Below are 25,845 nucleotides of genomic sequence, written 5' to 3' on the forward strand. Positions count from 1 at the left end.
TGATTCCGTGATGGAGCAGGTGCAGCCGGGAAACCAACTGCCTTCCGTCGGCGGGGGAACCATGGCCAGGGCAGGCAGTGCGAAGGATCGCGTCAACGACGCGCTGAGCCGCCTCGAATCGATGGTGGATGCGCGGCTGCAGAGCGAGAAGGCGCGGGCCGACGAGCTCGCCGAGCGACTGGCCCGGTTGGAGCACCAGCATAACGAGCTGAAGAAGGTTGCAAGCGAAGTGGAAGGCCGGCTCGAGCGGGCGATGGAATACATCCGCTCGTTGCTGGCGGTCGACCAGAAGTGACGTCAGACTGCTGATCCCCTCGAACGCCGGTACGGCGCAAAAACGGAGGAGCGGAAAATGCCGCGTGAAGTAGCGATCCAGATTGCCAATCGAACCTACGAGCTCGCCTGTGGCGAGGGCGAGGAGGGGCGGGTCCAGGAGCTGGCCGCCTATGTCGACGAGAAGGTGAACGAGCTGCGCCGCCAGATGCCGGGCACGCCCGAGGTCAAGCTGCTGGTCTTCGCCGCGCTGCTGCTGGCCGAGGAAAGCCGCGAGGCGCGCGGCATCGCCAAGGCTGCCGAGAACGCCCGCGCCAGCGCCACTGACAACGCCGAGACGCTGGCCACCGCGCTCGAAGACCTGATTACCGCGCGAGTCGACAAGATGAGCCGCAAGATGAGCGGCGCGGCCTGACGCTTTTGGACCGCGGGCGTCCCGCCCGCTCATGCATCATGACGCCCGCGGTCCAGAAGAAAGCCCATCATTGCAGCCGCCGGCGCCAATCACTAGATTGAGAGCGGGGCGGGCTCTGCGCGGTGCGAGGTTCGCTTAAAACCCCGGGGCCAATAAGAACTCCTGGGAACTGTTCCTGGCCTCGACCGTGGTCTTGGCTACACGGTGCCCACCTGCTTTTGCAGGCCTTGGAGGTTCTACGAACCACGGCCCATCGTGGATCCGCCCCACCTTTATTCCGTCGTCCGCTTCCTTTCCTCCCCCTTAATCGGGGGAGGTGCCCGCAGGGCCGGAGGGAGAGGGCCACACATGAGGTCGAAACAATTCCGACGTCGGACTCACACGCAGCTCGATTGAGGCTCTCCCCCTTCGCCCCCTTGCGGGGGCACCTTTCCCGTAATCGGGCCCGATGACGGGGGAGGCGAGAGAGCACTTGATCGAAGACAAGAAGCGCCTGCGCAGCGCCATGGTGGCGCGGCGCGCCGCACTGAGCGAGGAGCATCGCCGCGCAGCGGCCGATCGCCTGTGCGCTGCCTTCTTCGACGAGAAGCCGTTCGCGCTACCGGCCGTCGTCACGGCCTTCTGGTCGATCAACGAGGAGATCGACGTCCGGCCGCTGATGCATGCCCTGGTCGAGGCCGGCTGCCGGCTGGCATTGCCGGTCGTGCAGGGCAAGCGCCAGCCGCTGGTATTCCGCGCCTGGTCGCCCGGCGATGCGCTGGAAGCGGGCGTATTCGGCACCTTTCATCCGTTCGGCGATCGCGAGGTGCTCGAGCCCGACGGCCTGCTGGTGCCGCTGCTCGCCTGCGACAGGGAGGGCTGGCGGCTGGGCTATGGCGGCGGCTTCTACGACCGGACGCTGGCCGGCTTGCGCGCCCGGCGCCAGGTAACCGCGGTCGGCGTCGGCTACGACGAGCAGGTCGTCGATGCCGTGCCGCACGGTCCGGACGACCAGCGCCTCGATTGGCTGTTGACCGACCGGCGCGCTTGCGCCTTTGTCTGACGCATGAAGGTTCTGTTTTGTGGTGACATCGTCGGCCGTGCCGGCCGTGACGCCGTCATCAAGGAAGTACCGCGGCTGCGCCGCGAGCTCGAGCTCGATTTCGTTGCCGTCAACGGCGAGAACGCGGCGGCCGGGTTCGGCATCACCGCCAAGATCTGCGCCGAGCTGCACGAGGCCGGAGTCGACTGCATCACCACCGGCAACCATGTCTGGGACCAGCGCGAGATCATCCCCTACATCGCGCAGGACAAGCGCCTGCTGCGGCCGATCAACTTCCCGCCCGGCACGCCGGGCTGGGGTGCCAACCTGTTCCAGTCCGCGCGCGGCCAGAAGATCGTGGTCATCAATGTCATGTGCCGCCTGTTCATGGATTCGCTCGACGACCCGTTCCGCGCCGTCGAGACGGAACTGGCGAAGTACGCGCTGGGCGGCTCGGCGCATTTCATCCTGGTCGACGTGCACGGCGAGGCGACCAGCGAGAAGCAGTCGGTCGGGCACTATTGCGACGGTCGCGTCTCGGCCGTGCTGGGCAGCCACAGCCACGTTCCGACCGCCGATGCCTGGATCCTGCCCGGCGGCACCGCCTACCAGACGGACGTCGGCATGTGCGGCGATTACGACTCGGTGATCGGCATGAAGAAGGAGATCGCCGTCCAGCGCTTCATCCGCAAGATGCCGGGCGAACGGCTGGCGCCGGCCGAAGGCGAGGGAACCCTGTGCGCAGCGCTCGTTGAAACCGATGATCGGACCGGTCTCGCCCGGTCGATCCGCCCGGTCCGGCTGGGCGGCAGACTGCCTCAGACGCCCTGACTGCTGCATCTTGTGGTCGCACCCAGGCGTCCCTATCTATTAGCGGTAGCCTGAAGAGGCTCGTTGACGACCTGGGGAAAAATCGGCATCCTTTTGATGTTAAAGGATTTTTCGCCGGATCGGCGAGCTGTCTTCCAGGTTAGAGGGGGCGTCGGAATCTAGGTTCCGACGTTTTTTAGCGGGGGCTTCGGCCCCCGCCTTTTTTTGTTCCGGGCCGTCTTGCACCGTCTCAGACACTCCCAAACGCCACGAGAAGTGGTATAGGCGCCGCAGGAAATCACTGAATCTGGTTGTTGGGCGATGGCTGGCCATTCGCAATTCAAGAACATCATGCACCGCAAGGGGCGCCAGGACGCCCAGCGGGCCAAGATCTTCACCAAGCTGATCCGCGAGATCACCACGGCGGCGCGCCTGGGCTCGCCCGATCCGAACGCCAATCCGCGCCTTCGTGCCGCCGTCATTGCCGCGCGCGACAACAACATGACGCGCGATACCATCGATCGCGCCATCAAGCGCGGCTCGGGGTCCGATGCTGATGCCAACTACGACGAGGTGCGCTACGAGGGCTACGGCCCGGCCGGCGTCGCCGTCATCGTCGAGGCGTTGACCAACAACCGTAACCGCACCGCCGGCGAGGTGCGCTCGATCTTCTCCAAGCACGGCGGCAATCTCGGTGAATCGAACAGCGTGTCGTTCATTTTCGATCGCCTGGGCGAGTTCCGCTTTCCGCTCTCCGTCGGCTCGGCCGACGACGTGCTGGAGAAGGCGATCGACGCCGGTGCCGACGACGTGGTGAGCGGCGAGGGGCCCGAGGGCGTGCACGAGATCTACTGCGCGCAGGACAGCTTCAACGCGGTGCGCGAAGCGCTCGAGAAATCGCTCGGCCAGCCGTCGGTGGCCAAGCTGACGTGGCGGCCCAAGACCACGACGCCGATCGAAGGCGATACCGTGCAGACGCTGGTCGACCTGATGGCAGCGCTGGAAGACAACGACGACGTCCAGAACGTCTACGCCAATTTCGAGGTGTCGGACGACGCTCTGGCGAAGTTCGCGGCCTGACGGCGCGATGAGACTGATCGGCCTCGATCCCGGTCTGCGGCTGACCGGCTGGGGCGTGATCGAAGTCGACGGCAACCGGCTGCGTCATGTCGCGCACGGTGTCGTGCGTGTCGATGCGTCGGGCGTGCTGGCCGACCGCCTGCGCGCCCTCTACGACGGCGTCGCCGCGATCGTCGCCGATCAGCAGCCCGCCGAGGCGGCGGTCGAGGAGACGTTCGTGAACGTCAATCCGGGGTCCACCCTCAAGCTCGGCCAAGCGCGCGGCGTGGTCATGCTGGCGCCGGCGCGCGCCGGCCTGCCGGTGTTCGAGTACGCCGCCAATCTGATCAAGAAGTCGGTGACCGGCGCGGGCCACGCCGACAAGCGCCAGATCGCCATGATGGTCGGCCGCCTGCTGCCCGGCAGCGACGCCGAAGGCGATGCCGCCGACGCCCTCGCGGTGGCGATCTGCCATGCCCATCATCGCGCCACCCAGCGCCGCATCGAGGCCGCGCTGTGATCGCCCGGCTGAAAGGCGTCGTCGAGTCGATCGACACCGACAGCGCGGTGATCGACGTCGGCGGTGTCGGCTATCTGGTGTCGGCGTCGGCCCGCACTTTGCGCGATCTCGCCGTGGGCGCCGGCGTTACCGTGCTGGTCGAGACCATCGTGCGCGAAGATGCGATCGCGCTCTACGGCTTCCTCGACGGCGGCGAGCGTGACTGGTTCCGAATTCTCACCACGGTGCAGGGCGTCGGTGCGCGCGTCGCGCTGTCGATTCTGTCAACCTTGTCGCCCGACGAGATTGCGCGCGCCATCGTCGCCCAGGATCGTGCGACCCTCAGCCGTCCCGCCGGCGTCGGGCCGAAGCTCGCCGCGCGGCTCGCCACCGAGCTCAAGGATCGCGCGGCGTCGTTCGGCGTGCCGCCGGTTGCTCGCGGCGCCGCAGCGTCGCCGTCACCGGCGACGGCAAGCGGCTCGGTCAACGAGGACGCGGTCTCGGCCCTCGTCAATCTCGGCTACAAGCGTGTCGAGGCGTTCGGCGCGGTGGCGCGCGCCACGCAGCAGCTCGGCGCCGAGGCCACGTTCGACGCCGTCGTGCGCGCCGGCCTGCGTGAGCTGGCGCGATGAAGGCGCCGGTCAAGCCTGCGCCCGAACGGGCAACGCCCGACCGGCTGGTTGCCTCGGCGCGCGCCGAGGAAGACGCCGCCGAGCAGGCGCTCAGGCCGCAGACGCTCGACGACTTCGTCGGCCAGAAGCAGCTGCGCGAGAATCTGAAGGTCTATATCGCCGCAGCGAAGTCGCGAGGCGAGGCGCTCGACCACGTGTTGTTCCACGGGCCGCCCGGGCTCGGCAAGACGACGCTGGCGCAAATCGTGGCGCGCGAGATGGGCGTCGGCTTTCGCGCCACCTCCGGGCCGGTGATCCAGAAGGCGGGCGATCTCGCCGCCCAGCTCACCAACCTGCAGCCGCACGACGTGCTGTTCATCGACGAGATCCATCGTCTCAATCCGGCGATCGAGGAAGTGCTCTATCCGGCGATGGAGGATTTCCAGCTCGACCTGATGATCGGCGAGGGGCCGGCAGCGCGCTCGGTGCGCATCGAGCTGCCGCCGTTCACGCTGGTCGGCGCCACCACGCGCTCCGGCCTGATGACGCGGCCGCTGCGCGAGCGCTTCGGCATCCCGCTGCGCATGGTGTTCTACGAGCCGGCCGAGCTCGAATTGATCGTGCATCGCGCCGCGCGCGTCCTGAAGATGGCGATGGCGCCCGACGGCGGGGCCGAGATCGCCAAGCGCTCGCGCGGCACGCCGCGCGTCGCCAACCGCCTGCTGCGCCGCGTGCGCGACTTCGCGGCGGTCGGCGGCGAGGCGGTGGTTGACGCCAGGGTGGCCGATTCTGCGCTCAACCGGCTCGAGATCGACGGCCGCGGACTCGACGCCCAGGACCGCCGCTACCTCGCCTGCATCGCCGAGAATTACGGCGGCGGTCCGGTCGGCGCCGAGACGCTGGCGGCCGCGCTCGCCGAGCAGCGCGACGTCATCGAGGACGTGATCGAGCCCTACCTGATGCAGCTCGGCCTGCTGATGCGCACGCCACGCGGCCGTCTGCTCTCGGAGGCGGGCTACCGTCACCTCGGAATCGCGATGCCGGCCGCGCAGATGCGCCAGCTCGATCTGCTGGCGCCGGACGGGACGGCGGAGCCGGCGTGAGCGCGCCGACCTCCGGCCGCCTGGTCGACGGCGCGCACGTGCTGCCCATGCGCATCTACTACGAGGACACCGACGCCGCCGGCATCGTCTATTACGCCAACTGGCTGCGCTTCCTGGAGCGCGGGCGCACCGAGATGCTGCGCCTGCTCGGCCAGCAGCACAGCGCCTTGCGCGACGAGCGCGGCATCAACTGGGTCGTGCGCCGCTGCGCCATCGACTACCTGAAGCCGGCGCGGCTCGACGAGACGATCGACGTTGTGACCCGCTGTGGTGCGCCGCGCGGCGCCTCGCTCGACATGCTTCAGGAGGCGTGGCGCGGCGAGGAGCTGCTGGTCCGCGCCGACCTGCTGGTCGCCTGCATGGCCGCCGATGGCCGGCCGACCCGCCTGCCATTGGAGGTTCGCACAGCTTTGTCACAGATCGCGACGAATGGCGCCCGACCCGCCGGCACGGCTCCCGGGGTACCGCCCCGCTCACGCCATATTCGAGTATAACCCTTTGAACCAACGGAGATATCAATGGACGCGTTCGCGCAGGTCGCCGGCACCCCCCTCGGCGGCAGCACCGGACCGATCGACATGTCGGTCTACGGCCTGTTCATGCAGGCCGACTGGGTCGTCAAGGCGGTGATGATCGCGCTGCTGCTGGCGTCCTTCTGGTCATGGGCGATCATCTTCGAGAAGATGATCCGGCTGCGTTCGCTGAAGAAGAGCGCGCAGTCGTTCGAGGACACGTTCTGGTCGGGCGTGTCGCTCGAGGATCTCTACGATCGGGTGGGCGCCAAGCCCGACGATCCGATGTCGAGCATCTTCTCGTCGGCGATGCGCGAATGGCGTCGCTCGGTGTCGAAGGGACTCGACGCCAGCGCCTCGGCGCGCGCGGCCTTGCGCCAGCGCATCGAGCAGGTCATGGGCGTCACCATCCAGCGCGAGATGGAGGCGATCGAGAAGCGACTGGGGTTTCTGGCGACGGTCGGCGCCAATGCCACCTTCGTCGGTCTGTTCGGCACGGTGTGGGGCATCATGAACAGCTTCGGCCATATCGCGCTGTCGAAGAACACCTCGCTCGCCGTCGTGGCGCCTGGCATTTCCGAGGCGCTGTTCGCCACCGCGATCGGCCTGGTCGCCGCGATCCCGGCGGCCGGCGCCTATAACATCCTGTCGGGCCAGGTGGCACGCTACGCCCAGCAGCTCGAGTCGTTCGCGGGTGAATTCATCACCATCCTGTCGCGCCAGCTCGAGGAGCAGGTCTGATGGCGGGAATCATTCCCGCCCCGGGCTCGACCTCGGGCGGCAGCAAGTTCAGGCGAAGGCGCTACGTGCCGATCGCCGACATCAACGTGACGCCGCTGGTCGACGTCATGCTGGTGCTGCTGATCATCTTCATGGTGACGGCGCCGCTCCTCCAGGTCGGCGTGCCGGTCGACCTGCCGAAGACCAGCGCCCAACAGGTCGGCGGCAAGGACGAGCCGCTGGTCGTATCGGTCAATGCGCAGGACGAGGTGTACCTCGGCGAAACCAAGTACGAGCTACCCGAGCTCAGCAGCAAGCTCAAGGCGGTGCACGAGGAGAAGCCCGACCAGCGCGTCTTCATCCGCGGCGACAAGGCCGTGAACTACGGAAAGATGATGGAGGTCATGGGCGTGGTGATCGACAGCGGCTTCCGCCAGCTCGGCCTGCTCGGCGAGCAGGCGCAGGCGCTCGGCAAGGGCGGTGGCACGGTGAGCCCCGCGCCTGCGCCGCGCGGTGGTCAGCCGCAACAGCAACCGCAAGCGCCGACGCCCCGGCGCTAGCGGATCGGAGAGGTGGTCGATGGCGCGACGCACGCGCGACAGCATCGAGATGCGCACCCCGGCAGTCCTGTCGGGAATGGTGCATGCCGTCGTGCTGGCTGCGGCGGTGCTGGGCTTCGACTTCTTCAACAAGCAGCCGCCGCTCGATCCCGAGCCGGTGATGGTCGAGTTCGAGGCGATCGACAAGAAGGCCGCCGCACCGACGGTCGGCAATCCGCCGCCGCAGCCCAAGGAAGCGCCGATCGCGCAGGAGACGTCGAAGGCGCCGCCGCCCAAGACCTCCGATCCGCCGCCGGCGCCCGAGACTCCCAAGCCGCCACAGGTTGTCGAGCAACCCAAGCCGCAGCCACCCGCGGAGAAGCCCAAGCCCGAGGTCGCCGAGGCGCCCAAGCCGACGCCGCCGGCCGAGAAGCCGAAGCCCGAGGTCGCCAAGCCGGCCGAGGACCTGATCGCGCTGAAGCCCAAGGAGCCCGAGCCGCCCAAGGTCGAGAAGCCGCCGGAGCCGCCCAAGCCTGCGCCCGAGGTGAAGAAGCCGGAGCCGCCGAAGCCCCAGCCGCCCAAACCTACGCCGCAGGTCGCGAAACCGGCGCCGCCCAAGCCGCCGCCGCCCAAGCCCGCGCCGCCGAAGCCGAATGTCGATTCGATGATCGACGACATCCTGAAGAACAAGCAGTCGCCGCAGAAGGTGCACACGCCCGAGCAGCAGCCCAAGCCGGTGCCCAATCCGACGCGCCAGGCGCCGGCGGCGCCCAATCTCGCCACGGTCGTGACGGCGAGCGAGATCGAGGGCGTGCGCAACAGGATCCGACCGTGCTGGAACTTCCCGGCCGGTGTCAGGGACCAGGCCGGGCTGATCGTCGTGCTGACCGTGCAGATGAACCAGGACGGCACGCCGGTGAAGGCCGAGCTGCGGGACACGGGACGCTACAACAACGACCCGACGTTCCGTGCTGCCGCCGACGCAGCTCACCGCGCCATCATGAACCCGCGCTGCCAGCCCTGGCCGCTGCCCGCCGACAAGTACAACTCGTGGCGCACCATCACCTTCAATTTCGATCCCCGCGACTACTGACGTTCGAGCTCTCAACAACCGACGCAGTTACAATAAAATCGAGGCCCCTCGCATGACCACAAAGAACAACCTGATGCTTCCCCGGCGGTCGACGATCCTGGGCGCGGCCGCCCTTGCCGCAGGCGCTGCCGTACCGGCCCGTGCCCAGCTCACCATCGACATGACCCGGCCCACCTTCGAGCCAGTACCGATCGCCATCGTCGATTTCCCCGGCGATCGCGTCGGCGCGCAAATCGCCGAGGTGATCCGCAACGACCTGCAGAATTGCGGCCTGTTCCGCTCGATCGCGCCCAGCGCCTTCATCCAGCGCGACGTCGACGCCAACTCGGCGCCACGCTTTCCCGACTGGCGAAGCATCGGAGCAGCCGGCCTGGTGGTTGGCCAGGTCCAGTCGGGCGGCGGCAACATCAAGGTCGACTTCCGCCTGTGGGATGTCGTGGTCGGCCAGCAGGCGACGGGGCTGTCCTTCAACAGCCAGCCCGGCAACTGGCGGCGGCTCGCGCACATCATCGCCGACGCGATCTACAAGCGGGTGACCGGCGAGGACGGCTATTTCGACACCCGGGTCGCTTATGTCTCCGAAAGCGGTCCGGCCAATGCCCGCGTCAAGCGCATCGCCATCATGGACCAGGATGGCGCCAACAACCGCTACATCACCGACGGGCGGACGATCGCGTTGACCCCGCGCTTCTCGCCGACCCTGCAGGAGATAGTCTACATGGCGTACGGCGAGGACCGCGGCCCGCCGCGCGTCTACCTGCAGAGTGTCGACAGCAGCCGCCGCGAGCTGCTCGGCAACTTCCCGGGCATGAGCTTCGCGCCGCGCTTCTCGCCCGACGGAACCAAGGTGGTGATGAGCATTTCCGCCGACGGCAACAGCGACCTTTACGAGATGAACGTGCGCGGCCGCGCGCTGCGCCGCCTGACCAACACGCCGGCGATCGACACCTCGCCGTGCTATTCCAACGACGGCTCGCAGATCGTCTTCAACTCCGACCGCGGCGGCTCCCAGCAGCTCTATGTCATGGGCGCGGGCGGCGGCGGCGAGCGCCGCATCAGCTTCGGCGAGGGCCGCTACGCCACGCCGGTGTGGTCGCCGCGCGGCGACTTCATTGCCTTCACCAAGATCGGCGCCGGCGGCTTCGGCATCGGCGTCATGCGCACCGACGGCAGCGGCGAGCGCATGCTGGCCAGCGGCTTCCTGGTAGAGGGGCCGACCTGGGCGCCCAATGGCCGCGTGCTGATGTTCTTCCGCGGCAACCCCAGCTCGGGCGGTCGCGCCGGCTCTGTGGGGCTGTTTCAAATCGACATCACCGGCCGCTTCGAACGCCAGGTGCCGACCCCGGGTGACGCTTCCGACCCGGCATGGTCACCCTTGATTCCGCAGTAGCGAAATATATGATCTTTGGCCCTCGGCCCGTGCGTACCTCTCGCCCGGGTCGAATTCGTTAGGAGAACTCAAAAATGCACCTATTCAAAGCATTAGCGACCGTCACAGCAATGGTCCTCCTGGCCGCTTGCAGCAGCGAGCAACAGCAGACCGCCTCTGCGGCAAGCACGACCGTAACGCCCGGTTCGGTTGCCGATTTCCGTCAGAATGTCGGCGATCGCGTGTTCTTCGACACGGACATGTCTACCATTCGCGAGGATGGCAGGCAGACGCTGAACCGACAGGCCGAGTGGCTGAAGAAGTACCCCAACTACCCGATCACCATCGAGGGCCATTGCGACGAGCGCGGTACGCGCGAGTACAACCTGGCGCTCGGCGAGCGCCGCGCCAACGCCGCCCGGCAGTACCTGATCGCCCAGGGCATCCCGGCTTCGCGAATCAAGACCATCAGCTATGGCAAGGAGCGTCCCGACCCCGTGGGTTCCGACGAAGCGGCCTGGGCGCGCAACCGCCGGGCCGTGACCGAGCTGCAGTAATCGGACAGTGCGAATTGGCGCCGGTCGCTCCGCCAGCCATGGCCGCACTCAAATCCCTCCCCCGTAGTCGGGGGAGGTTGCCCGAAGGGCCGGAGGGGGAAAGCCGTCGAGCTTTCTCTCAGTCCGACGTCGGAACTTCAGAGATCTCGACTGATGCTCTCCCCCTCCGCCCCATAGGCGTTAAACTAAGAAGAATCGTCACTCTGAGGAGCGGCCCGCAGGCCCGCGTCTCGAATCGGGCGAAGTAACCTTCGCCCTTTGGTCGGCAAAGGAGGGACCGCTGCGACACCGCTTTTTTCAACGATCTACTGTGTGGCCCATCCTTCGAGGCGGCCGCTGCGCGGCCTCCTCAGGATGAGGATTCTTCTTAGTTTAACGCCTATGCCCCTCCGCCCCGTATGAACGGGGCACCTCCCCCCGATTACGGGGGAGGAATACTCGTGCTCCATCCTTGATCCGCTGGAGGCCCGTGCCTGAAAATGGCCGCCTTGCCATGAAAGCCTTGTTTGCCATGAAGCCGCTGCTCGCCCGTCTCGTGATTGTCCTCGCGCTCGCCGTGCCGACGGCGGTGGCGGCCCAGCGCGCCGATCCCGTCTACATCGAGGATCGGCTGAACCAGCTTCAGCAGTCCATCACCATGCTGACCGGCCAGATCGAGCAGCTCCAGTACCGCAATCAGCAGCTGCAACAGCAGATGGAGAAGTTGCGGACCGACTACGAGTTCCGCATCGAGCAGCTGGAGAAGGGACGTCCGGGCGGCACGCCGCCGCGGTCTGGCACGCCTTCCACGCCGGCGCCCAGTCCGACGGCCGCCGCCACTCCCAGCGCCGGAGGCGGCGGCGAGCAGCTCTACCACGATGCCTTCAAGAAACTGCAGGACGGCGACTATGCCGGGGCGGAGAGGGGCTTCAAGGCGTTCCTGCAGGGCAATCCCAAGCACGCGCTGGCCGGCAATGCGCAGTACTGGCTGGGCGAGAGCTATTACGCACGGCGCGACTACCAGAGCGCAATGACGGCCTTCGCCGAAGGTTACAAGGTCTACAAGAACAGCCCCAAGGGTCCTGACAATCTGCTGAAGCTCGGCATCACCCTGGCGACGCTGGGCCGCAAGCCGGATGCCTGCGCCGTGTTTGCCAAGTTCACCCAGGATTATCCGCGCGCCACCGACCTGCAGAAGCGCCGGGTCCAGCAGGAGCGCCAGAAGAACGCCTGCGGGTGAGCGACACCTGTGCCTCGCCCCTCGATGCCGGCGGCTTTGCCTGCCTGATGGCGCCGTTCGCGCCGTTCGAATCCTTTCCCGAGCTGGCCGTCGCCGTCTCCGGCGGGCGCGATTCCCTGACTCTGGTGCTGCTGGCCCAGGATTGGGCGCATGCCCGCGGTGGAAGGGTCGTTGCCCTGATCGTCGATCACGGCTTGCGGCCCGAGTCGGCGGCCGAGGCTGCCACGACCCTGCAGCGCCTGGCAGGGCAGGGCATCGAAGGCATCGTCCTCGAATGGTCCGGCGCCAAGCCAAGCACCGGCCTTCAGCAGGCTGCGCGCTCGGCGCGCTATCGCCTGCTGCGCACGGAGTGCCGGCGGCGCGGCATCCTGCACCTGCTCGTCGCCCATCATGCTGATGACCAGACCGAGACGGTGGCCATGCGCGCCGCCCGCGAGAGTGGCGCCGACGGTCTGGCGGGCATGGCGGCCCTGGTCGAATTCCCCGAGCTGCGCCTGCTGCGGCCGCTGCTTCCAGTATCGCGCGCCCGGCTCACGGCGACTCTCGTCGCACGCGGTATGCAATGGATCGACGATCCGTCCAACACCGATCCGCGCTTCGAGCGGGCGAGGCTGCGGATCATGTGTGCCTCCCCAGTCATCGGGGGAAGTGGCCCGGAGGGCCGGAGGGGGAAGGCTGCCGTCGAGATTGCTCCAATTCCCACGTGGAAATCTGAAGCGCCTCGACTGAGGCCTTCCCCCTCCGCCGCGTATGACGGGGCACCTCCCCCGATTGCGGGGGAGGAAAGTGAGATGCTCCGGAGCCGCGAGGCTGGGGCGGAAAGGTCATTCCGCGAGCGTCGCCTCGCTCAGGCCGCCGTCGAGGCTGTCGAGTTCGACGAGGCCGGGCGGCCGGCGATCGACCAGGCCGGTTTCGCGCGGCTGGACGGGGTGCTGCAGGCCCGGTTGCTGAGTCGGCTGGTCCAGCGGGTCGGCGGGCGCGATCATCCGCCGCGGCGCGATCCGCTGGAGCGGGCGGTCGAACGGCTGGCCCATCCGGCGGCCCGCGGAAAGTCCGGCAGGCGGCAGGATTTCACCCTGTCGCAGTGCCGCCTCATGCTGCGCCAGGCGCCGGCAAGCCGCCGCCTGCGCTGGCTGGTGCAGCCGGAAAGTGGCGGGACCGCGGCGCAGCCCCTAGTTCCGGCAGCATTTTTTGCTTGCGGCGCGACCGCAAACGACCATTTAGAATGACATCACCCGACGACGGATGTGCCCGTGAACCCGTTCAATCGTAACGCCGCTTTGTGGATCGTCATCGTACTGCTGCTCGCGCTGCTCTACAGCGTGTTCCAGGGCGGCACGACGCGGTCCGCCGGCAACACGGTTTCCTATTCCGACTTCGTGCGCGCCGTCGAGCAGCGCCAGGTCCAGGACGTCCGCATCCAGGGCAACACCATCACCGGCACGTTCCGCGAGCCGCGCAACGGCGTGCAGAAGTTTGCCACCTACGTGCCGAGCACGCCGGTCGACGAGCAGCTGATGCCGATGCTGATCAAGAACGTCGATCGCGTCGATGCCGGTCCGGCCGAGGAGGGCGTCAATCTCGGCAGCATCTTCGTCAGCTGGCTGCCCGTCCTCGTGCTGGTCGGCGTCTACATCTTCTTCCTGCGCCAGATGCAGAGCGGCACCGGCCGCGCCATGGGCTTCGGCAAGTCGCGCGCGCGACTGCTCACCGAGAAGCATGGCCGGGTCACCTTCGAGGATGTCGCAGGCATCGACGAGGCCAAGGCCGAGCTCGAGGAAATCGTCGACTTCCTGAAGGATCCGCAGAAGTTCCAGCGCCTGGGCGGCAAGATTCCCAAGGGCTGTCTGCTGGTCGGCCCGCCAGGCACTGGCAAGACCTTGCTGGCGCGTGCCATCGCAGGTGAAGCGAACGTGCCGTTCTTCACCATCTCGGGCTCCGACTTTGTCGAGATGTTCGTCGGCGTCGGTGCGAGCCGCGTGCGCGACATGTTCGAGCAGGCAAAGAAGAATGCGCCCTGCATCGTGTTCATCGACGAGATCGACGCGGTCGGCCGCCATCGCGGCGCCGGCCTGGGCGGCGGCAACGACGAGCGCGAGCAGACACTGAACCAGCTGCTGGTCGAGATGGACGGCTTCGAATCGAACGAAGGCGTGATCCTGATTGCCGCCACCAACCGGCCCGACGTGCTCGACCCGGCGCTGCTGCGTCCCGGCCGTTTCGACCGCCAGGTCATCGTGCCCAATCCTGACGTCGGCGGGCGCGAGAAGATCCTGAAGGTGCACATGCGCAAGGTGCCGCTGGCGCCGGATGTCGAGCCGCGCGTGCTGGCACGCGGCACGCCGGGCTTCTCCGGCGCCGATCTCGCCAACCTGGTGAACGAGGCGGCGCTGCGCGCGGCCCGCGTCGGCAAGCGCCTGGTCACCATGGCCGACTTCGAGTACGCCAAGGACAAGGTGCTGATGGGTACCGAGCGGCGCTCGATGGCGATGACCGACGAGGAGAAGCGGCTGACCGCCTATCACGAGGCAGGTCACGCCCTGGTCTCCATGCACGTGCCCAAGAGCGATCCGCTGCACAAGGTCACGATCATTCCGCGCGGCCGGGCGCTCGGCGTCACCATGCAGCTGCCGGAGCGCGATCATCTCAGCCACAGCAAGCAGTACCTCGAATCGCGCCTCGCCATCATGTTCGGCGGCCGTGTGGCCGAGGAGATCATCTTCGGACCGGAGAACGTCACGACCGGCGCGGCCAACGACATCCAGGTTGCGACCCAGACGGCGCGCGGCATGATCACCGCCTACGGCATGTCCGAGAAGCTCGGCCGCGTGCGCTATCAGGCCAACGAGCAGGAAGTGTTCCTGGGTCACGCCGTGACCCAGACGCAGAACGTTTCGGAGGCGACCGCGCAGATCATCGACCAGGAAGTCCGCCGCCTGATCGAGGAGGCGGAGAGCAGGGCCCGCCAGATCCTGACCGACCACCTCGAGGACCTGCACCTGATCGCCAAGGCGCTGCTCGAGTACGAATCGCTCAGCAACGACGAGATCAACCAGATCCTGCGCGGCGAGAAGATCGTCCGCGACGACACCGGCGGCGCCGGCCACCACGACCGCCGCCGCCGCGCCTCGGTGCCGCCGACCAACATCGGCCCGGCGCCGGGCGGCGCCAATCCCGAGCCGCAGCCGGGCGTTTGACGGCAAGCTTCGCCGGCGTCGCCCTCGATCGCCCGAGGATCATGGCGATCGTCAATGTGACGCCAGATTCCTTCTCCGACGGCGGCGAACGCCTCGATCCGACGCAGGCCCTCGAAGATGGCCTGCGTTTCGTTTCCGACGGCGCCGACATCGTCGATGTCGGCGGCGAGTCGACGCGTCCCGGCTCGACGGCCGTCGATGCGGACCAGGAGCTGGGGCGGGTACTTGCGGTGGTCGAGGGGCTGGCAAGGCGCGACGTCCTGGTGTCGATCGACACGCGCCGCGCCGAGGTGGCGCGGGCCTGCCTCGATGCAGGCGCCCGCATCGTCAACGACGTGTCGGGCCTGCGCGACGATCCCGACCTGATGAAGCTGGTGGCCCAACGCGGCGTGCCGGTCGTGCTGATGCACCGCGCCGGCCGTGCCGAGGAGAAGTACGCCGTTCCGCCCTACGACGACGTCGTCGAGGACGTTCGCCGCTTTCTCCTCGAGCGCGCCGCGTCCTGCGAGGCGGCGGGGATTGCGCGTGAGCGCATCGCGCTCGATCCGGGGCTCGGCTTCGGCAAGAGCGTGCAGGAGAACATGGCCCTCATTGCCGGAGCCGGGCGGCTGGCGGATGCCGGCTATCCCGTGCTGATCGGCGCCTCGCGCAAGAGCTTCATCGGTCGCCTCACCGGAATCACCGAGCCGCGCCTGCGCGACCCGGCGTCGGTGTGGCTGGCCGTAGAGGCGGCGCGCCGCGGCGCCGCGATCGTCCGCGTCCACGACGTCGCCGGCACCCGCCAGGCTCTCGCGGTTTCGGCAGCGATAAGGTAGATAGCGGGATATGTCCCGCTCCCTCTTCGGCACCGACGGCGTGCGCGGCCGGGCCAACAGCGAACCAATGACCGCCGAGACGGCGATGCGCATCGGCATGGCCGCCGGGCAGGTGTTCAACCGCGGCGGCCATCGCCATCGCGCGGTGATCGGCAAGGACACGCGGCTCTCGGGCTACATGATCGAGCAGGCCTTGACCGCGGGCTTCCTCTCGGTCGGCATCGACGTGCTGCTGCTCGGTCCGCTGCCGACGCCGGCCGTCGGCTTCCTGACCCGGGCCATGCGCGCCGACATCGGCGTCATGGTTTCGGCATCCCACAATCCCTACGAGGACAACGGCATCAAGCTGTTCGGTCCGGACGGCTTCAAGCTTTCCGATGCCGTCGAGGCCGGCATCGAGAAGCTGGTGACGTCGTCGGCCATCATCCTCGCCGCGCCGGCCGCGGTCGGTCGCGCCAAGCGGCTTGATGACGCCGAAGGCCGCTATATCGAGGCGGTGAAGGCGTCTGTCGGCCGCGCCCTCGATCTCACCGGCCTCAAGATCGTCGTGGATTGCGCCAATGGTGCCGCCTACAAAGTCGCGCCGACCGTGCTGTGGGAGCTCGGCGCCGAGGTCGTTTCGCTCGCCGTGGCGCCCGACGGCTTCAATATCAACGCCGGATGCGGTTCGACCCATCCGGCGCTGTTGCAGGAGCACGTGATCACGCACAATGCCGATATCGGCATCGCCCTCGACGGCGACGCGGACCGCGTCGTGCTGGTGTGCGAGCAGGGGCGCCTGATCGACGGCGACCAACTGATGGCGACCATCGCCGATGGCTGGCGCACATCCGGCCGGCTTACGGGAGAGGGAGTCGTCGCAACGGTGATGTCCAATCTCGGGCTGGAGCGCTATCTCGGGGCACGGCAGCTGAGGCTGGTGCGCACCCAGGTGGGCGACCGCTACGTGCTCGAGCGCATGCGCGCCGACGGCTTCAATCTCGGCGGCGAGCAGTCCGGTCACATCATCATGACCGACCATGCCACCACCGGCGATGGGCTGATGGCGGCGCTGCATGCGCTGGCGGCGATGCGCCGCAAGGGGCAGCGCGCGAGCGAGGCGTTCCACGCCTTCGAGCCGGTGCCGCAGCTCCTGAAGAACGTGCGGGTCGGCGACGCTACCTCGGCGCTGGCAGCGGCATCGGTCGCCAAGGCGATCGCGGCGGGGGAAGCGCGGCTCGGCAAGGCCGGCCGCATCCTGGTGCGCAAGTCGGGCACCGAGCCGCTGATCCGGGTGATGGCGGAGGGCGACGACTCCGATCTGGTGCGCACCGTGGTCGACCAGATCGTCGAGGCGATCCCGCAGCCCGCCGCGTGACGAGCTGGCTGTGACAGGCCGATCGTGAGAGGCCGATCGTGAAGGGTCGTGTGCTGATCATTGCCGGCTCCGATTCGGGTGGCGGCGCGGGCATCCAGGCGGACATCAAGTCGGTCACCGCGATGAGCGCCTTCGCGATGACGGCGATCACTGCGCTTACTGCACAGAACACGCTCGGCGTGCACGGCGTCGTGCCGGTCGAGCCCGCCTTCATCACCCAGCAGATCGAGGTGGTGCTGACCGACCTCGGCGCCGACGCGATCAAGACCGGCATGCTGCACAGCGCCGAGGTCATCGCGGCGGTGGCGGCTTCGCTGCGCGTGCGGGCGCGTGGCGCGCCCCTGGTGGTCGATCCGGTGATGGTCGCGAAGGGCGGCCATCGCCTGCTGCTCGGCGAGGCCGAGGCGGCGCTGCGCGACACGCTGCTGCCGATGGCCACCCTGGTGACGCCCAACCTGCCGGAAGCCGAGGTGCTGACGGGCCTGCCGGTGCGCGCCGAGGCCGACATGCGCCGCGCCGCCGAGCGGCTGGCGCGGCTCGGCGCCAGCGCGGTGCTGATGAAGGGCGGCCATCTCGAGGGCGACCGCGTGGTCGACCTGCTGTTCTACGAAGGACGGATGGAGCGCTTCGAGGATGCCCGCATCCAGAGCCGCAGCACGCACGGCACAGGCTGCACGCTCGCCTCGGCGATCGCCGCCGGCCTCGCCCAGAACATGTCCCTGGTCGAGGCGGTGGCCCGGGCGCGTGCCTATGTGCGCAGGGCGATCGAAACGGCGCCCGGCTACGGTCGCGGCCATGGCCCGCTCAACCACGCGGTGACGGTCAGGGGCTGAGGCGGAAGTTCTTCCTCCCCAGTCATCGACCGTCATCGGGGGAGGTGCCCCGTCGTACGGGGCGGAGGGGTCATGATTCTTCCGGACCGCGGGCGTCCCGCCCGCTCATGATTGCGAGCGGGCGGGACGCCCGCGGTCCACATGAGGCCATGACCCCTCCGTCGCCGAAGACGGCGACACCTCCCCAAGCGAAGTTTGGGGAGGACAACGATCAAATCAGCGGCGCGTCCTTGTCGAGTGGTTGTGCGGGTGTCCATTTGCCGGCTTCCACGAGCGCGATGAAGTTCCAGAGCTCGCGATTGAAGGCGTCGGGTTCCTCGATGTTCACCGTGTGGCCGGTCTTGGCGAACATCGCGAGCCCGGCGTTGGGCAGCACGTGCTTGAGGTAGAGGCTGGGCTGCAGGCAGGGCTCGTCCTCGTCGCCGCAGATGATCAGCGTCGGTACGTCGAGCTTCTTCCACTCCTCCTCGAAATCGTAGAGCGACGGCCGCTTGCCCTGGTAGTTCTCCATGGTGTTGGCGGCGCCGATGTCGGGATGCTCGCTGAGGTGCCTGACGAACTCGTCGAACCCGCGCGGGTCCTTCTGCTTGAAGCGCGAGCGGGTCGGGTTGGTCTTGAGGCCTTCGGCGTAGCTCGCCATGCCTTTGTCGCGAATGCGCTGCGCCGTGGTCCGAGCATCCTTCTTGAACTGCTCGTGGCCTTCGCGGCCCGCGCCCGAGCCGACGCCGGCCAGCGTCAGCGACAGCGCACGGTCGGCGTACAGGCGGCCGAAATGCACTGTGGCGAACGCACCCTGCGAGAGGCCGACGATGTGTGCCTTGGCGATCCCGAGATGGTCGAGCACGTGCCTGGCATCGTCGACGGCGTGGCGCTGGCCGTACATCGCACCGGCCTCCGGCACGTCGGACCCTGGATAGCCGCGGAACGAATAGGTGATGCAGCGATGCCGCCGCGCGAAGAACCGCATCTGCGGCTCCCAGCTCCGCCAGTCGCCGCAATATTCGTGGACGAACAGGATCGGCGTTCCGTCGCCGACTTCCTCGTAAAAGAGCTTCACGCCGTCGGGTGTAGTTGCGTGGGGCATTGTGGGACTCCTCTTAGGTATTCCTCCCCACGAAGTGGGATGGTGTCGCCGTCTGCGGCGACGGAGGGGTCATGGTCTTCCATGGACCGCGGGCGTCCCGCCCGCTCATGCTCTTGAGTCATGAGCGGGCGGGACGCCCGCGGTCCATGGAAGACCATGACCCCTCCGTCCGCGAAGACGCGGACACCTCACCAACGAAGTTGGGGAGGAGAAGATTGGCTACGCCCCGAACCGTTCCAGCCGTTCCAGCACGATCGGGATCTTGTCGTCGGCGACGTTGGCGAAGGCGAGGCGGATGAAGCGCTCCTGGCCGGCGCCGAACATGTCGCCGGGGATGGTCAGGAGGTTCTCCTCGTCGGCCAGCCGCTTGGAGACGTTGGTCGAGCGCTGGCCAGCGAACGGATGCTCGACATAGGCGAAGTACGCACCGATGCTGACCAGCCGCCAGCGGTTGGAGCGCTGCAGACCATTGCCCAGGAGATCGGCGCGCGCCTTGAGGCCCTCGGTGTTGCGGCGCGCCCACGGCAGCAGATGCTCTAGACCATAGAGTGCCGCTTCCTGGCCGAGCCTGGGCGGGCAGATCGAGACGCAATCCATCGCCTTTTCGATCTCAGCGATCAGCGGAGCGCCGGCGGTGACGCCGCCGACCCGATAGCCGGTGAGCGCGAACACTTTCGAGAAGCTGTAGAGATGGACCAGCGTGCCGCGCCACGCCGGATCGGCGAACAGGGAATGCGGCCGCGCGCCTTCCGGCAGGAAATCCTTGTAGGTTTCGTCGAGGATAAGGGCGATGCCGCGGCGCTGCGCCAGGGCGAAGAAGGCGTGGATGGTCTCGGCGGGGTAGACCGCGCCGGTCGGGTTGTTGGGCGAGATCAACACGATGGCGCGGGTTTTGGGGCCGATCAGCCGCTCGGCATCCTCGGCGCTCGGCACGGCGCCCGAGCCGGGCCGGAAGTCGAGCGACACCGGCTCGACGCCCTGCATGCGCATCCACATGTCATGATTGAAATAGTGCGGGCGCGGCAGGATCACCTGGTCGCCCGCCTTGGCGAGGCTCATCAGTGCCAGGCAGAACGCCTGGTTGCAGCCCGAGGTGATGCCGACCTCGCCCGGCGTGACGGGCGCTCCGTAGAAGCTGGAGAGATGCCCGGCATACGCCTCGCGCAACACGGGCAGGCCGAGGATCGGCGTGTAGCCATGTGCCGTCGGATCGAGCAGGCGTTCGCCCAGGTGGCGGCGCAGCTCGATCGCCGGCGGGTAGCCCGGCACGGCCTGGCTGAGATCGACCAGCGGCCGGTCGGGTGGAAAGGTTCTGCCGAGCACCCAGCGCTTGGTTTCGCCTATCGGCGATGGGTCGACGGCGGCGAGCCAGGGATTGGCGGTCGGGGAAAGGTTCATGTCAGAAAGCGAGACCGATGGTGATGGGGCGAGCCGATTTCACACAAATTCCCTGCACGATCGAGCCTCCTGTTGCGCGGAGCGGAGCATCCGGTCCCCCCTTCATCCTGTCAATTTGTGAGCAACCAGGCCGGCGGGCTGAAATTCAATTGCCTGCCCCGGGTGTTATGCCTAGCATCGCAACCAAGACTCCATCGAGAGTCACTAAGGTGTAATCAGGAGGAAACGAATGGTATCGCGTAAAGTCAGTCGGCGTAGGTTTGTCGCCGGCACGACCGCCGCTTCGACGGCGTTCGTCGCTGCCCCCTTCGTGCGGGGTGCCTACGCAGCTGGCAAGCTGTCGCTCGGACTGTGGGACCACTGGGTGCCCGGAGCGAACAAGACCAGTGAGGCGCTGATTCGTGAATGGGCGGACAAGGAGAAGGTCGAGGTCACGATCGACTACATCACCTCGCAGGGCAACAAGCTCCTGTTGACGATCGCAGCGGAGGCACAAGCGAAGTCCGGCCATGACATGCTGTCCATGGCGCACTGGCTGCCCGCGCGGTACCCCGACCAGCTTGTCGCGATGAACGACATCGTCGAGCCCCTGATCAAGCAGAACGGCGCCGTCAATGGCACCGTCGAGTATCTCGGTAAGGTCAACGGCAAGTGGCTCGGCGTGCCGTGCACGATCGGCAGCCAGATCAAGGGACCGTGCTCGCGCATCGACCTGATGAAGCAGTACGCCGGCATCGACGTGCAGGCCATGTATCCGGTAGGGGCGCCGCCCAAGGCGGATGCCTGGACTCTCGACGCTTTCCTCAAGGCCGCCGAGGCCTGCCAGAAGGCGAATCACGCTTTCGGAATCGGGCTGGGAACGACGTCCGATTCCGTCGATTCGGCCGGCGCGTTCTTCCACAGCTTCGGTGCCGAGCTGGTCAACGCCAAGGGCGACATCACGGTGAAGTCGGACAACGTCCGCAAGGCTCTCGACTACTGCAAGCGGCTCACGGCATTCCTGCCCGAGGACGCTCCGTCGTGGGACGACGCCTCGAACAACAAGTGGCTGGTGTCGGGCCGGGGCGCCATGATCATGAACCCGCCGAGCGCATGGGCGGTCGCCAAGCGCGACGCGCCGAAGGTCGCGGAGCAATGCTGGACCCATGGCTTCCCCTCCGGTCCGGCCGGTCGGTTCGCGCCCTTCATCCCGTTCTTCTGGAACGTCTGGACCTTCAGCAAGAACGCCTCGGCTGCCAAGAGCCTGCTGGTGTTCTTGAGCCAGCGCTCCTCGGCCGAGAAGCTGGTGGCGGCGAGCGGCGGGTACGACCTGCCGGCGTGGGAGAAATTTACCGACTTCAATACCTGGGCCGAGGAGGTGCCGCCGAAGGGCACCCTGTTCCACTATCCCAATCCGTACAACCATCAGAAGCTGTCGATCGCCGCGGCGCCCGCGCCGCACAAGATCGCCGAGCAGATCTACACCCAGGGCATCATGCCTCAGATGATCGTCCGCCATTACAAGGGCGAGGCGATGGAGAAGACGCTCGACTGGGCGTCGAGGGAGATCGAAGGGTTCATGCGTAACTAGGCCCATCGTCAATAGGGGGCGTCGCCTGCGGGCGGCGCCCTCCGCGTATGCGCAGTGTAGCGAACAGCAAACGTCGGAGTTGGCCATGGCAGACATAGCGGCGCGCGGCCCGGCTGCAGTCACGGGCGACAGTCGCAGCGGACTGCACAAGCTGATGCAGCGCAAATCGACCATCGCCTTCCTGATGGCGTTGCCGTTGATTGTCCTGATCTTGAGCCTGGTCGCCTATCCGGCAGGATACGCGATCTACTTGGCGATGCTGAACAAGGGCATGACGCGCTTCGTCGGGCTCGGGAATTTCGATTTCCTGTTCGGGCGCGAGACCTTCTGGATGGTGGTCTACCAGTCGTGCCTGTTCGCCATCACCGCGGTGATCTTCAAGGCGATCATCGGCTTCGTGGTCGCCCATTTCGTGCACAACATCCCGAGCAAGGGCCAGCGCAAGTGGCGCGGCATGCTGCTGGTGCCGTGGGTCATCCCGCCGGCGATGAGCACGCTCGCTTGGCTATGGCTGTTCGATCCCTCCTACAGCGCCTTCAACTGGATCCTCGCCCATTTCGGCATCGACCGCGTTCCGTGGCTCGGCGAGACCGGGTGGGCGCGCTTCTCCGTCATCCTGGTCAACGTCTGGATCGGCGCACCGTTCTTCATGATCATGTATCTGGCGGCCCTGAAGTCGGTTCCGGAGCAGCTCTACGAAGCCGCTTCGATCGACGGTGCCACCTGGTGGCAGCGCATCTGGTACGTGACCCTGCCGATGATGCGCAACATCATCGCCATCACGGCGCTGTTCTCGCTGATCGTCACCTTCGCCAACTTCGACATCGTGCGGGTGCTGACCAAGGGCGATCCGCTGAACACCACCCACGTCTTCGCCACCTGGGCGTTCCGGGTCGGCATAGAAAGCGGCGACATACCATTGGGCTCCGCCGTGTCGCTGTTCATGGTGCCGATCCTCGCGGTCGCCGCGACGTTCATCCTGCGCGATATCTCCAAGCGGGGGAGTGAAGTCTGATGGCCGACGCTGCAGTCGCTACCGCTTCCCGCGCGGCCTCGCGGCCTCGCTACGGCAGCATGAGCCGGGATCGCCGTTGGGCTTTGCGCTGGTCCTATTTCTTCCTGATCCTGTTCGCCATCTTCTTCCTGACGCCGCCGGTCTACATGTTCATCACCTCGCTCAAGACGAGCGCGGAGATCTCGGCGGAGAGCAATCCCTGGTGGGTCTACAGTCCCACCCTGTCGAACTACATCGAGCTGCTGACGCAGAACCAGTATCTGACCTTCTTCCGCAACTCGGCGATCGTCTCGGTCCTCGTCGTGGCGCTGACCATGGCGATCAGCGTCGTCGCCGCCTTCGCCTTGGCGCGCATGCGGTTCTGGGGTTCGGCAACGCTGGCGACCGGCGTGTTCCTGACCTACCTGATCCCGGAAACCCTGCTGTTCATCCCGCTCTTCAAGATGTTCGCCTGGGTCAACGAGACCTTCGGCATCCAGCTGATGAATCATTGGTGGACGATGATCATCCTCTATCCGACCCTGACCGTGCCGTTTGCGACCTGGATCATGATCGGATACTTCGCCTCGATTCCCAAGGAGCTCGACGAGGCGGCCCTGATCGACGGTGCCACCTGGATGCAGACGCTCACCAAGATTTTCATCCCGGTGGCGCTGCCCGGCATCATCGCCGCCACGATCTTCACCTTCACCGTGTCGTGGGCCCAGTTTCTCTATCCCTTGGCCTTCACCACCTCGACCACCGAGCTGGTGCTGCCGGTCGGCATCGTCACCACCCTGATCAAGGGCGACGTGTTCAACTGGGGTCAGATCATGACCGGGGCGTTGCTCGGCGCGGCGCCGCCGCTCATTATCTACGCCTTCCTGATGGACTACTACATCGCGGGCCTGACTGCCGGCGCGACCAAGGGGTGATCGGACAATGGCTCAGGTAACGTTGCGCAAGGTCGTCAAGAGATATGACGAGGTGCTGGCGGTTCGCGGCATCGACCTCGACATCACCGACAAGGAGTTCATCGTCCTGGTCGGGCCCTCGGGGTGCGGCAAGAGCACCACCCTGCGCATGATTGCCGGCCTAGAGGAGATCTCGGACGGCGACATCGCGATCGGCGGCGACGTCGTGAACGACGTCCCGCCCAAGGACCGCGACATCGCCATGGTGTTCCAGAACTACGCGCTCTACCCGCACATGAACGTGTACGAGAACATGTCGTTCGGGTTGAAGCTCAAGCGCACGCCCAAGGACGAGATCGACCGGCGGGTCAAGCAGGCGGCGCAGATCCTCGACATCACCGAGCTGCTCGACCGCAAACCCAAGCAGCTGTCGGGCGGCCAGCGCCAGCGCGTCGCCATGGGCCGCGCCATCGTTCGCGACCCCAAGGTGTTCCTGTTCGACGAGCCGCTCTCCAACCTCGACGCCAAGCTGCGCGTGCAGATGCGCACCGAGATCAAGAAGGTGCACCAGAAGGTCCGCACCACGACGGTCTACGTGACCCACGACCAGGTCGAGGCGATGACACTCGCCGACCGCGTGGTGGTGATGAATGCCGGGCTGATCGAGCAGGTCGGCGCCCCCAACGATCTCTACCATTCGCCGGCCACCAAGTTCGTGGCGGGCTTCATCGGTTCGCCGGCGATGAACTTCCTGCCGTGCCATCTCGAACAGGCCGCTGGCGCGTTGCGGGTACGGCTGAGCGACACGCTCTCCTTCCCGGTGCCGTCGGAGCGGACGACGCGCTATTCGAGCCATGCCGGCAAGTCGAACCTCGTGCTCGGCCTGCGTCCGGAGCACATCACCGAGACGCGCCCGCATGTAGAGCCCAACCAGCACGATTTCGACATGGCGATCGACGTCGTCGAGCCGATGGGCATGGAGACCCTGGTCTACTTCACTGTGGCCGGCGCCGAGGTCTGCGGTCGCGTCAATCCCAACGCCGGCGCCGCCGACGGCAAGCCGATGAAGCTTCGCGCCGACCTCAGCAACATGCACCTGATCGATGACGGCACCGGCAAGGTGCTGTAACGACGGATATTCTATTCCTCCCCCGTAATCGGGGGCGCGGGCGGCATCAACGGCCGCAAGGTGAAGTTCATCTCCCTGCACGACGGCTACTCGCCCGCCGAGACGGTCGAGGTGGTGCCCTCGTCGAGCAGGAGAAGGTGCTGGCGCTGTTCCAGACGCTCGGCACGCCGACCAATTCGGCAATCCACAAGTACATGAACCAGCGGAAAGTGCCGATGCTCTACGTCGTGGCGGGCGCGTCGAAGTGGGCAAGCCCAAGGAGCTCCCGTGGACCATGGGCTTCCAGCCCGACTACCACACCGAGGCGGTGATCTACGCCAAGCACATCCTCGCCAATGTCAAGGATCCCAAGATCGCCGTGCTGATGCAGAACGACGATTACGGTCGCGACTCCTGATGCACGAGACGCTGAAGAACTGCGGCAATGCCCTCACACGGGCGAACGTGATGAAACAGACAGCCAACCACCAGAAGCTCCGGGTGCCGCTGCTGCTGCCGGGCATCCTGGTCAACGCCAGCGCGACCGACTTCTACCCCATGCAGGCGGTCCAGCTTCAGCGCGTCAAGGGCGAGACCTGGGAGCTGTTCGGCGACGTCCTGCATGCTGAAAGCACCTAGCCTTCGTTCATCTTTTTCCGGACCGCGGGCGTCGCGCCCGCGCAAGTTTCATGTGCGGGCGAGACGCCCCCGGGCCGGGAGAGAGCGAGCCGCATGCTCGCGAGTGTCTGGCTCCAGCCGCGAGGCATGCAAAAAC

Annotated in this window: 27 protein-coding genes, 1 other RNA gene and 1 pseudogene; 27 read left to right on the forward strand and 2 right to left on the reverse strand. The window is 66.9% G+C overall.

Annotated elements, in window-relative coordinates:
* Positions 1-10 precede the first annotated feature (10 nt).
* The 21 genes from AB7O82_RS13720 to thiD all read left to right on the forward strand — a co-directional run bounded on the left by AB7O82_RS13720 (position 11) and on the right by thiD (position 18,002).
* Positions 11-295 (forward strand): hypothetical protein, encoded by a 285-nt coding sequence (locus AB7O82_RS13720; RefSeq protein ID WP_428541884.1) that lies wholly within the window; start codon positions 11-13, stop codon positions 293-295.
* A 57-nt stretch (positions 296-352) separates the two neighbouring features.
* Positions 353-688 carry a cell division protein ZapA gene (locus AB7O82_RS13725; RefSeq protein WP_428541887.1) on the forward strand — a complete coding sequence of 112 codons (336 nt, stop codon included), beginning with the start codon at positions 353-355 and terminating at the stop codon, positions 686-688.
* Between the two features lie 109 nt (positions 689-797).
* A non-coding RNA gene (gene ssrS, locus AB7O82_RS13730) (6S RNA) lies at positions 798-954 on the forward strand.
* 206 nt (positions 955-1,160) lie between these two features.
* Positions 1,161-1,730, forward strand: a complete 570-nt coding sequence (locus AB7O82_RS13735; protein ID WP_428541890.1) for a 5-formyltetrahydrofolate cyclo-ligase — start codon at positions 1,161-1,163, stop codon at positions 1,728-1,730.
* 3 nt (positions 1,731-1,733) lie between these two features.
* Positions 1,734-2,540, forward strand: a complete 807-nt coding sequence (locus AB7O82_RS13740) for a TIGR00282 family metallophosphoesterase (RefSeq protein WP_428541893.1) — start codon at positions 1,734-1,736, stop codon at positions 2,538-2,540.
* A 300-nt stretch (positions 2,541-2,840) separates the two neighbouring features.
* Positions 2,841-3,599, forward strand: coding sequence for a YebC/PmpR family DNA-binding transcriptional regulator (locus AB7O82_RS13745; protein WP_428541896.1), 759 nt, complete (start codon positions 2,841-2,843; stop codon positions 3,597-3,599).
* Between the two features lie 7 nt (positions 3,600-3,606).
* Positions 3,607-4,098, forward strand: coding sequence for a crossover junction endodeoxyribonuclease RuvC (gene ruvC / locus AB7O82_RS13750; protein WP_428541899.1), 492 nt, complete (start codon positions 3,607-3,609; stop codon positions 4,096-4,098).
* Positions 4,095-4,709, forward strand: coding sequence for a Holliday junction branch migration protein RuvA (ruvA, locus tag AB7O82_RS13755; protein WP_428541902.1), 615 nt, complete (start codon positions 4,095-4,097; stop codon positions 4,707-4,709). Before ruvC ends, ruvA begins: the two co-directional genes overlap by 4 nt.
* Positions 4,706-5,791 carry a Holliday junction branch migration DNA helicase RuvB gene (gene ruvB / locus AB7O82_RS13760; RefSeq protein WP_428541905.1) on the forward strand — a complete coding sequence of 362 codons (1,086 nt, stop codon included), beginning with the start codon at positions 4,706-4,708 and terminating at the stop codon, positions 5,789-5,791. Before ruvA ends, ruvB begins: the two co-directional genes overlap by 4 nt.
* Positions 5,788-6,285: a tol-pal system-associated acyl-CoA thioesterase gene (gene ybgC, locus AB7O82_RS13765; protein ID WP_428541908.1), complete on the forward strand. Its 498-nt coding sequence runs from the start codon at positions 5,788-5,790 to the stop codon at positions 6,283-6,285. Before ruvB ends, ybgC begins: the two co-directional genes overlap by 4 nt.
* Before the next feature lie 24 nt (positions 6,286-6,309).
* On the forward strand, positions 6,310-7,044 hold the full coding sequence (gene tolQ, locus AB7O82_RS13770; protein ID WP_428541911.1) for a protein TolQ: 735 nt from the start codon (positions 6,310-6,312) through the stop codon (positions 7,042-7,044).
* The gene (gene tolR, locus AB7O82_RS13775) at positions 7,044-7,583 is read left to right on the forward strand and encodes a protein TolR (RefSeq protein ID WP_428541914.1); all 540 of its coding nucleotides are present in this window, start codon (positions 7,044-7,046) and stop codon (positions 7,581-7,583) included. Before tolQ ends, tolR begins: the two co-directional genes overlap by 1 nt.
* A 19-nt stretch (positions 7,584-7,602) precedes the next feature.
* A complete protein-coding gene (locus AB7O82_RS13780; RefSeq protein WP_428541917.1) occupies positions 7,603-8,655 on the forward strand; it encodes a hypothetical protein in 1,053 nt (350 codons plus the stop codon).
* A 52-nt stretch (positions 8,656-8,707) separates the two neighbouring features.
* Positions 8,708-10,045 (forward strand): Tol-Pal system beta propeller repeat protein TolB, encoded by a 1,338-nt coding sequence (tolB, locus tag AB7O82_RS13785; RefSeq protein ID WP_428541920.1) that lies wholly within the window; start codon positions 8,708-8,710, stop codon positions 10,043-10,045.
* 74 nt (positions 10,046-10,119) lie between these two features.
* A complete protein-coding gene (pal, locus tag AB7O82_RS13790; RefSeq protein ID WP_428541923.1) occupies positions 10,120-10,581 on the forward strand; it encodes a peptidoglycan-associated lipoprotein Pal in 462 nt (153 codons plus the stop codon).
* Positions 10,582-11,074: 493 nt separating this feature from the next.
* Positions 11,075-11,800 (forward strand): tol-pal system protein YbgF, encoded by a 726-nt coding sequence (ybgF, locus tag AB7O82_RS13795; RefSeq protein WP_428541926.1) that lies wholly within the window; start codon positions 11,075-11,077, stop codon positions 11,798-11,800.
* Positions 11,797-13,029 (forward strand): tRNA lysidine(34) synthetase TilS, encoded by a 1,233-nt coding sequence (gene tilS, locus AB7O82_RS13800; protein WP_428619593.1) that lies wholly within the window; start codon positions 11,797-11,799, stop codon positions 13,027-13,029. The genes ybgF and tilS overlap by 4 nt, the downstream gene beginning before the upstream one ends.
* A 24-nt stretch (positions 13,030-13,053) precedes the next feature.
* On the forward strand, positions 13,054-14,997 hold the full coding sequence (ftsH, locus tag AB7O82_RS13805; protein WP_428541932.1) for an ATP-dependent zinc metalloprotease FtsH: 1,944 nt from the start codon (positions 13,054-13,056) through the stop codon (positions 14,995-14,997).
* 41 nt (positions 14,998-15,038) lie between these two features.
* On the forward strand, positions 15,039-15,812 hold the full coding sequence (gene folP, locus AB7O82_RS13810; RefSeq protein ID WP_428541935.1) for a dihydropteroate synthase: 774 nt from the start codon (positions 15,039-15,041) through the stop codon (positions 15,810-15,812).
* Between the two features lie 10 nt (positions 15,813-15,822).
* Positions 15,823-17,169 carry a phosphoglucosamine mutase gene (glmM, locus tag AB7O82_RS13815; protein ID WP_428541938.1) on the forward strand — a complete coding sequence of 449 codons (1,347 nt, stop codon included), beginning with the start codon at positions 15,823-15,825 and terminating at the stop codon, positions 17,167-17,169.
* A gap of 38 nt (positions 17,170-17,207) precedes the next feature.
* The gene (thiD, locus tag AB7O82_RS13820; protein ID WP_428541941.1) at positions 17,208-18,002 is read left to right on the forward strand and encodes a bifunctional hydroxymethylpyrimidine kinase/phosphomethylpyrimidine kinase; all 795 of its coding nucleotides are present in this window, start codon (positions 17,208-17,210) and stop codon (positions 18,000-18,002) included.
* Between the two features lie 211 nt (positions 18,003-18,213).
* Here the strand turns inward: thiD and AB7O82_RS13825 are convergent, their stop codons facing one another.
* The gene (locus AB7O82_RS13825) at positions 18,214-19,086 is read right to left on the reverse strand and encodes an alpha/beta fold hydrolase (RefSeq protein WP_428553879.1); all 873 of its coding nucleotides are present in this window, start codon (positions 19,084-19,086) and stop codon (positions 18,214-18,216) included.
* Positions 19,087-19,305: 219 nt separating this feature from the next.
* Positions 19,306-20,484, reverse strand: coding sequence for an aminotransferase (locus tag AB7O82_RS13830; protein ID WP_428553876.1), 1,179 nt, complete (start codon positions 20,482-20,484; stop codon positions 19,306-19,308).
* Between the two features lie 229 nt (positions 20,485-20,713).
* Between AB7O82_RS13830 and AB7O82_RS13835 the strand changes: the two genes are divergently transcribed.
* From AB7O82_RS13835 to AB7O82_RS13860, 6 genes and pseudogenes are all read left to right on the forward strand, one after another.
* Positions 20,714-22,054: an ABC transporter substrate-binding protein gene (locus AB7O82_RS13835; protein ID WP_428619596.1), complete on the forward strand. Its 1,341-nt coding sequence runs from the start codon at positions 20,714-20,716 to the stop codon at positions 22,052-22,054.
* Positions 22,055-22,139: 85 nt separating this feature from the next.
* Positions 22,140-23,069 carry a carbohydrate ABC transporter permease gene (locus AB7O82_RS13840; RefSeq protein ID WP_428553870.1) on the forward strand — a complete coding sequence of 310 codons (930 nt, stop codon included), beginning with the start codon at positions 22,140-22,142 and terminating at the stop codon, positions 23,067-23,069.
* Positions 23,069-23,983 (forward strand): carbohydrate ABC transporter permease, encoded by a 915-nt coding sequence (locus AB7O82_RS13845; protein WP_428553868.1) that lies wholly within the window; start codon positions 23,069-23,071, stop codon positions 23,981-23,983. The genes AB7O82_RS13840 and AB7O82_RS13845 overlap by 1 nt, the downstream gene beginning before the upstream one ends.
* A 7-nt stretch (positions 23,984-23,990) precedes the next feature.
* Entirely contained in the window at positions 23,991-25,091 is a 1,101-nt protein-coding gene (locus AB7O82_RS13850; protein WP_428619598.1) for an ABC transporter ATP-binding protein, read from the forward strand.
* Between the two features lie 27 nt (positions 25,092-25,118).
* A pseudogene (locus AB7O82_RS13855) lies at positions 25,119-25,482 on the forward strand (ABC transporter substrate-binding protein); the annotation flags it as partial.
* A 56-nt stretch (positions 25,483-25,538) separates the two neighbouring features.
* A complete protein-coding gene (locus tag AB7O82_RS13860) occupies positions 25,539-25,709 on the forward strand; it encodes a hypothetical protein (protein ID WP_428553860.1) in 171 nt (56 codons plus the stop codon).
* The last annotated feature ends 136 nt before the right edge of the window (positions 25,710-25,845 follow it).

The sequence above is a fragment of the Reyranella sp. genome (assembly GCF_050185545.1).
Lineage (GTDB): Bacteria > Pseudomonadota > Alphaproteobacteria > Reyranellales > Reyranellaceae > Reyranella.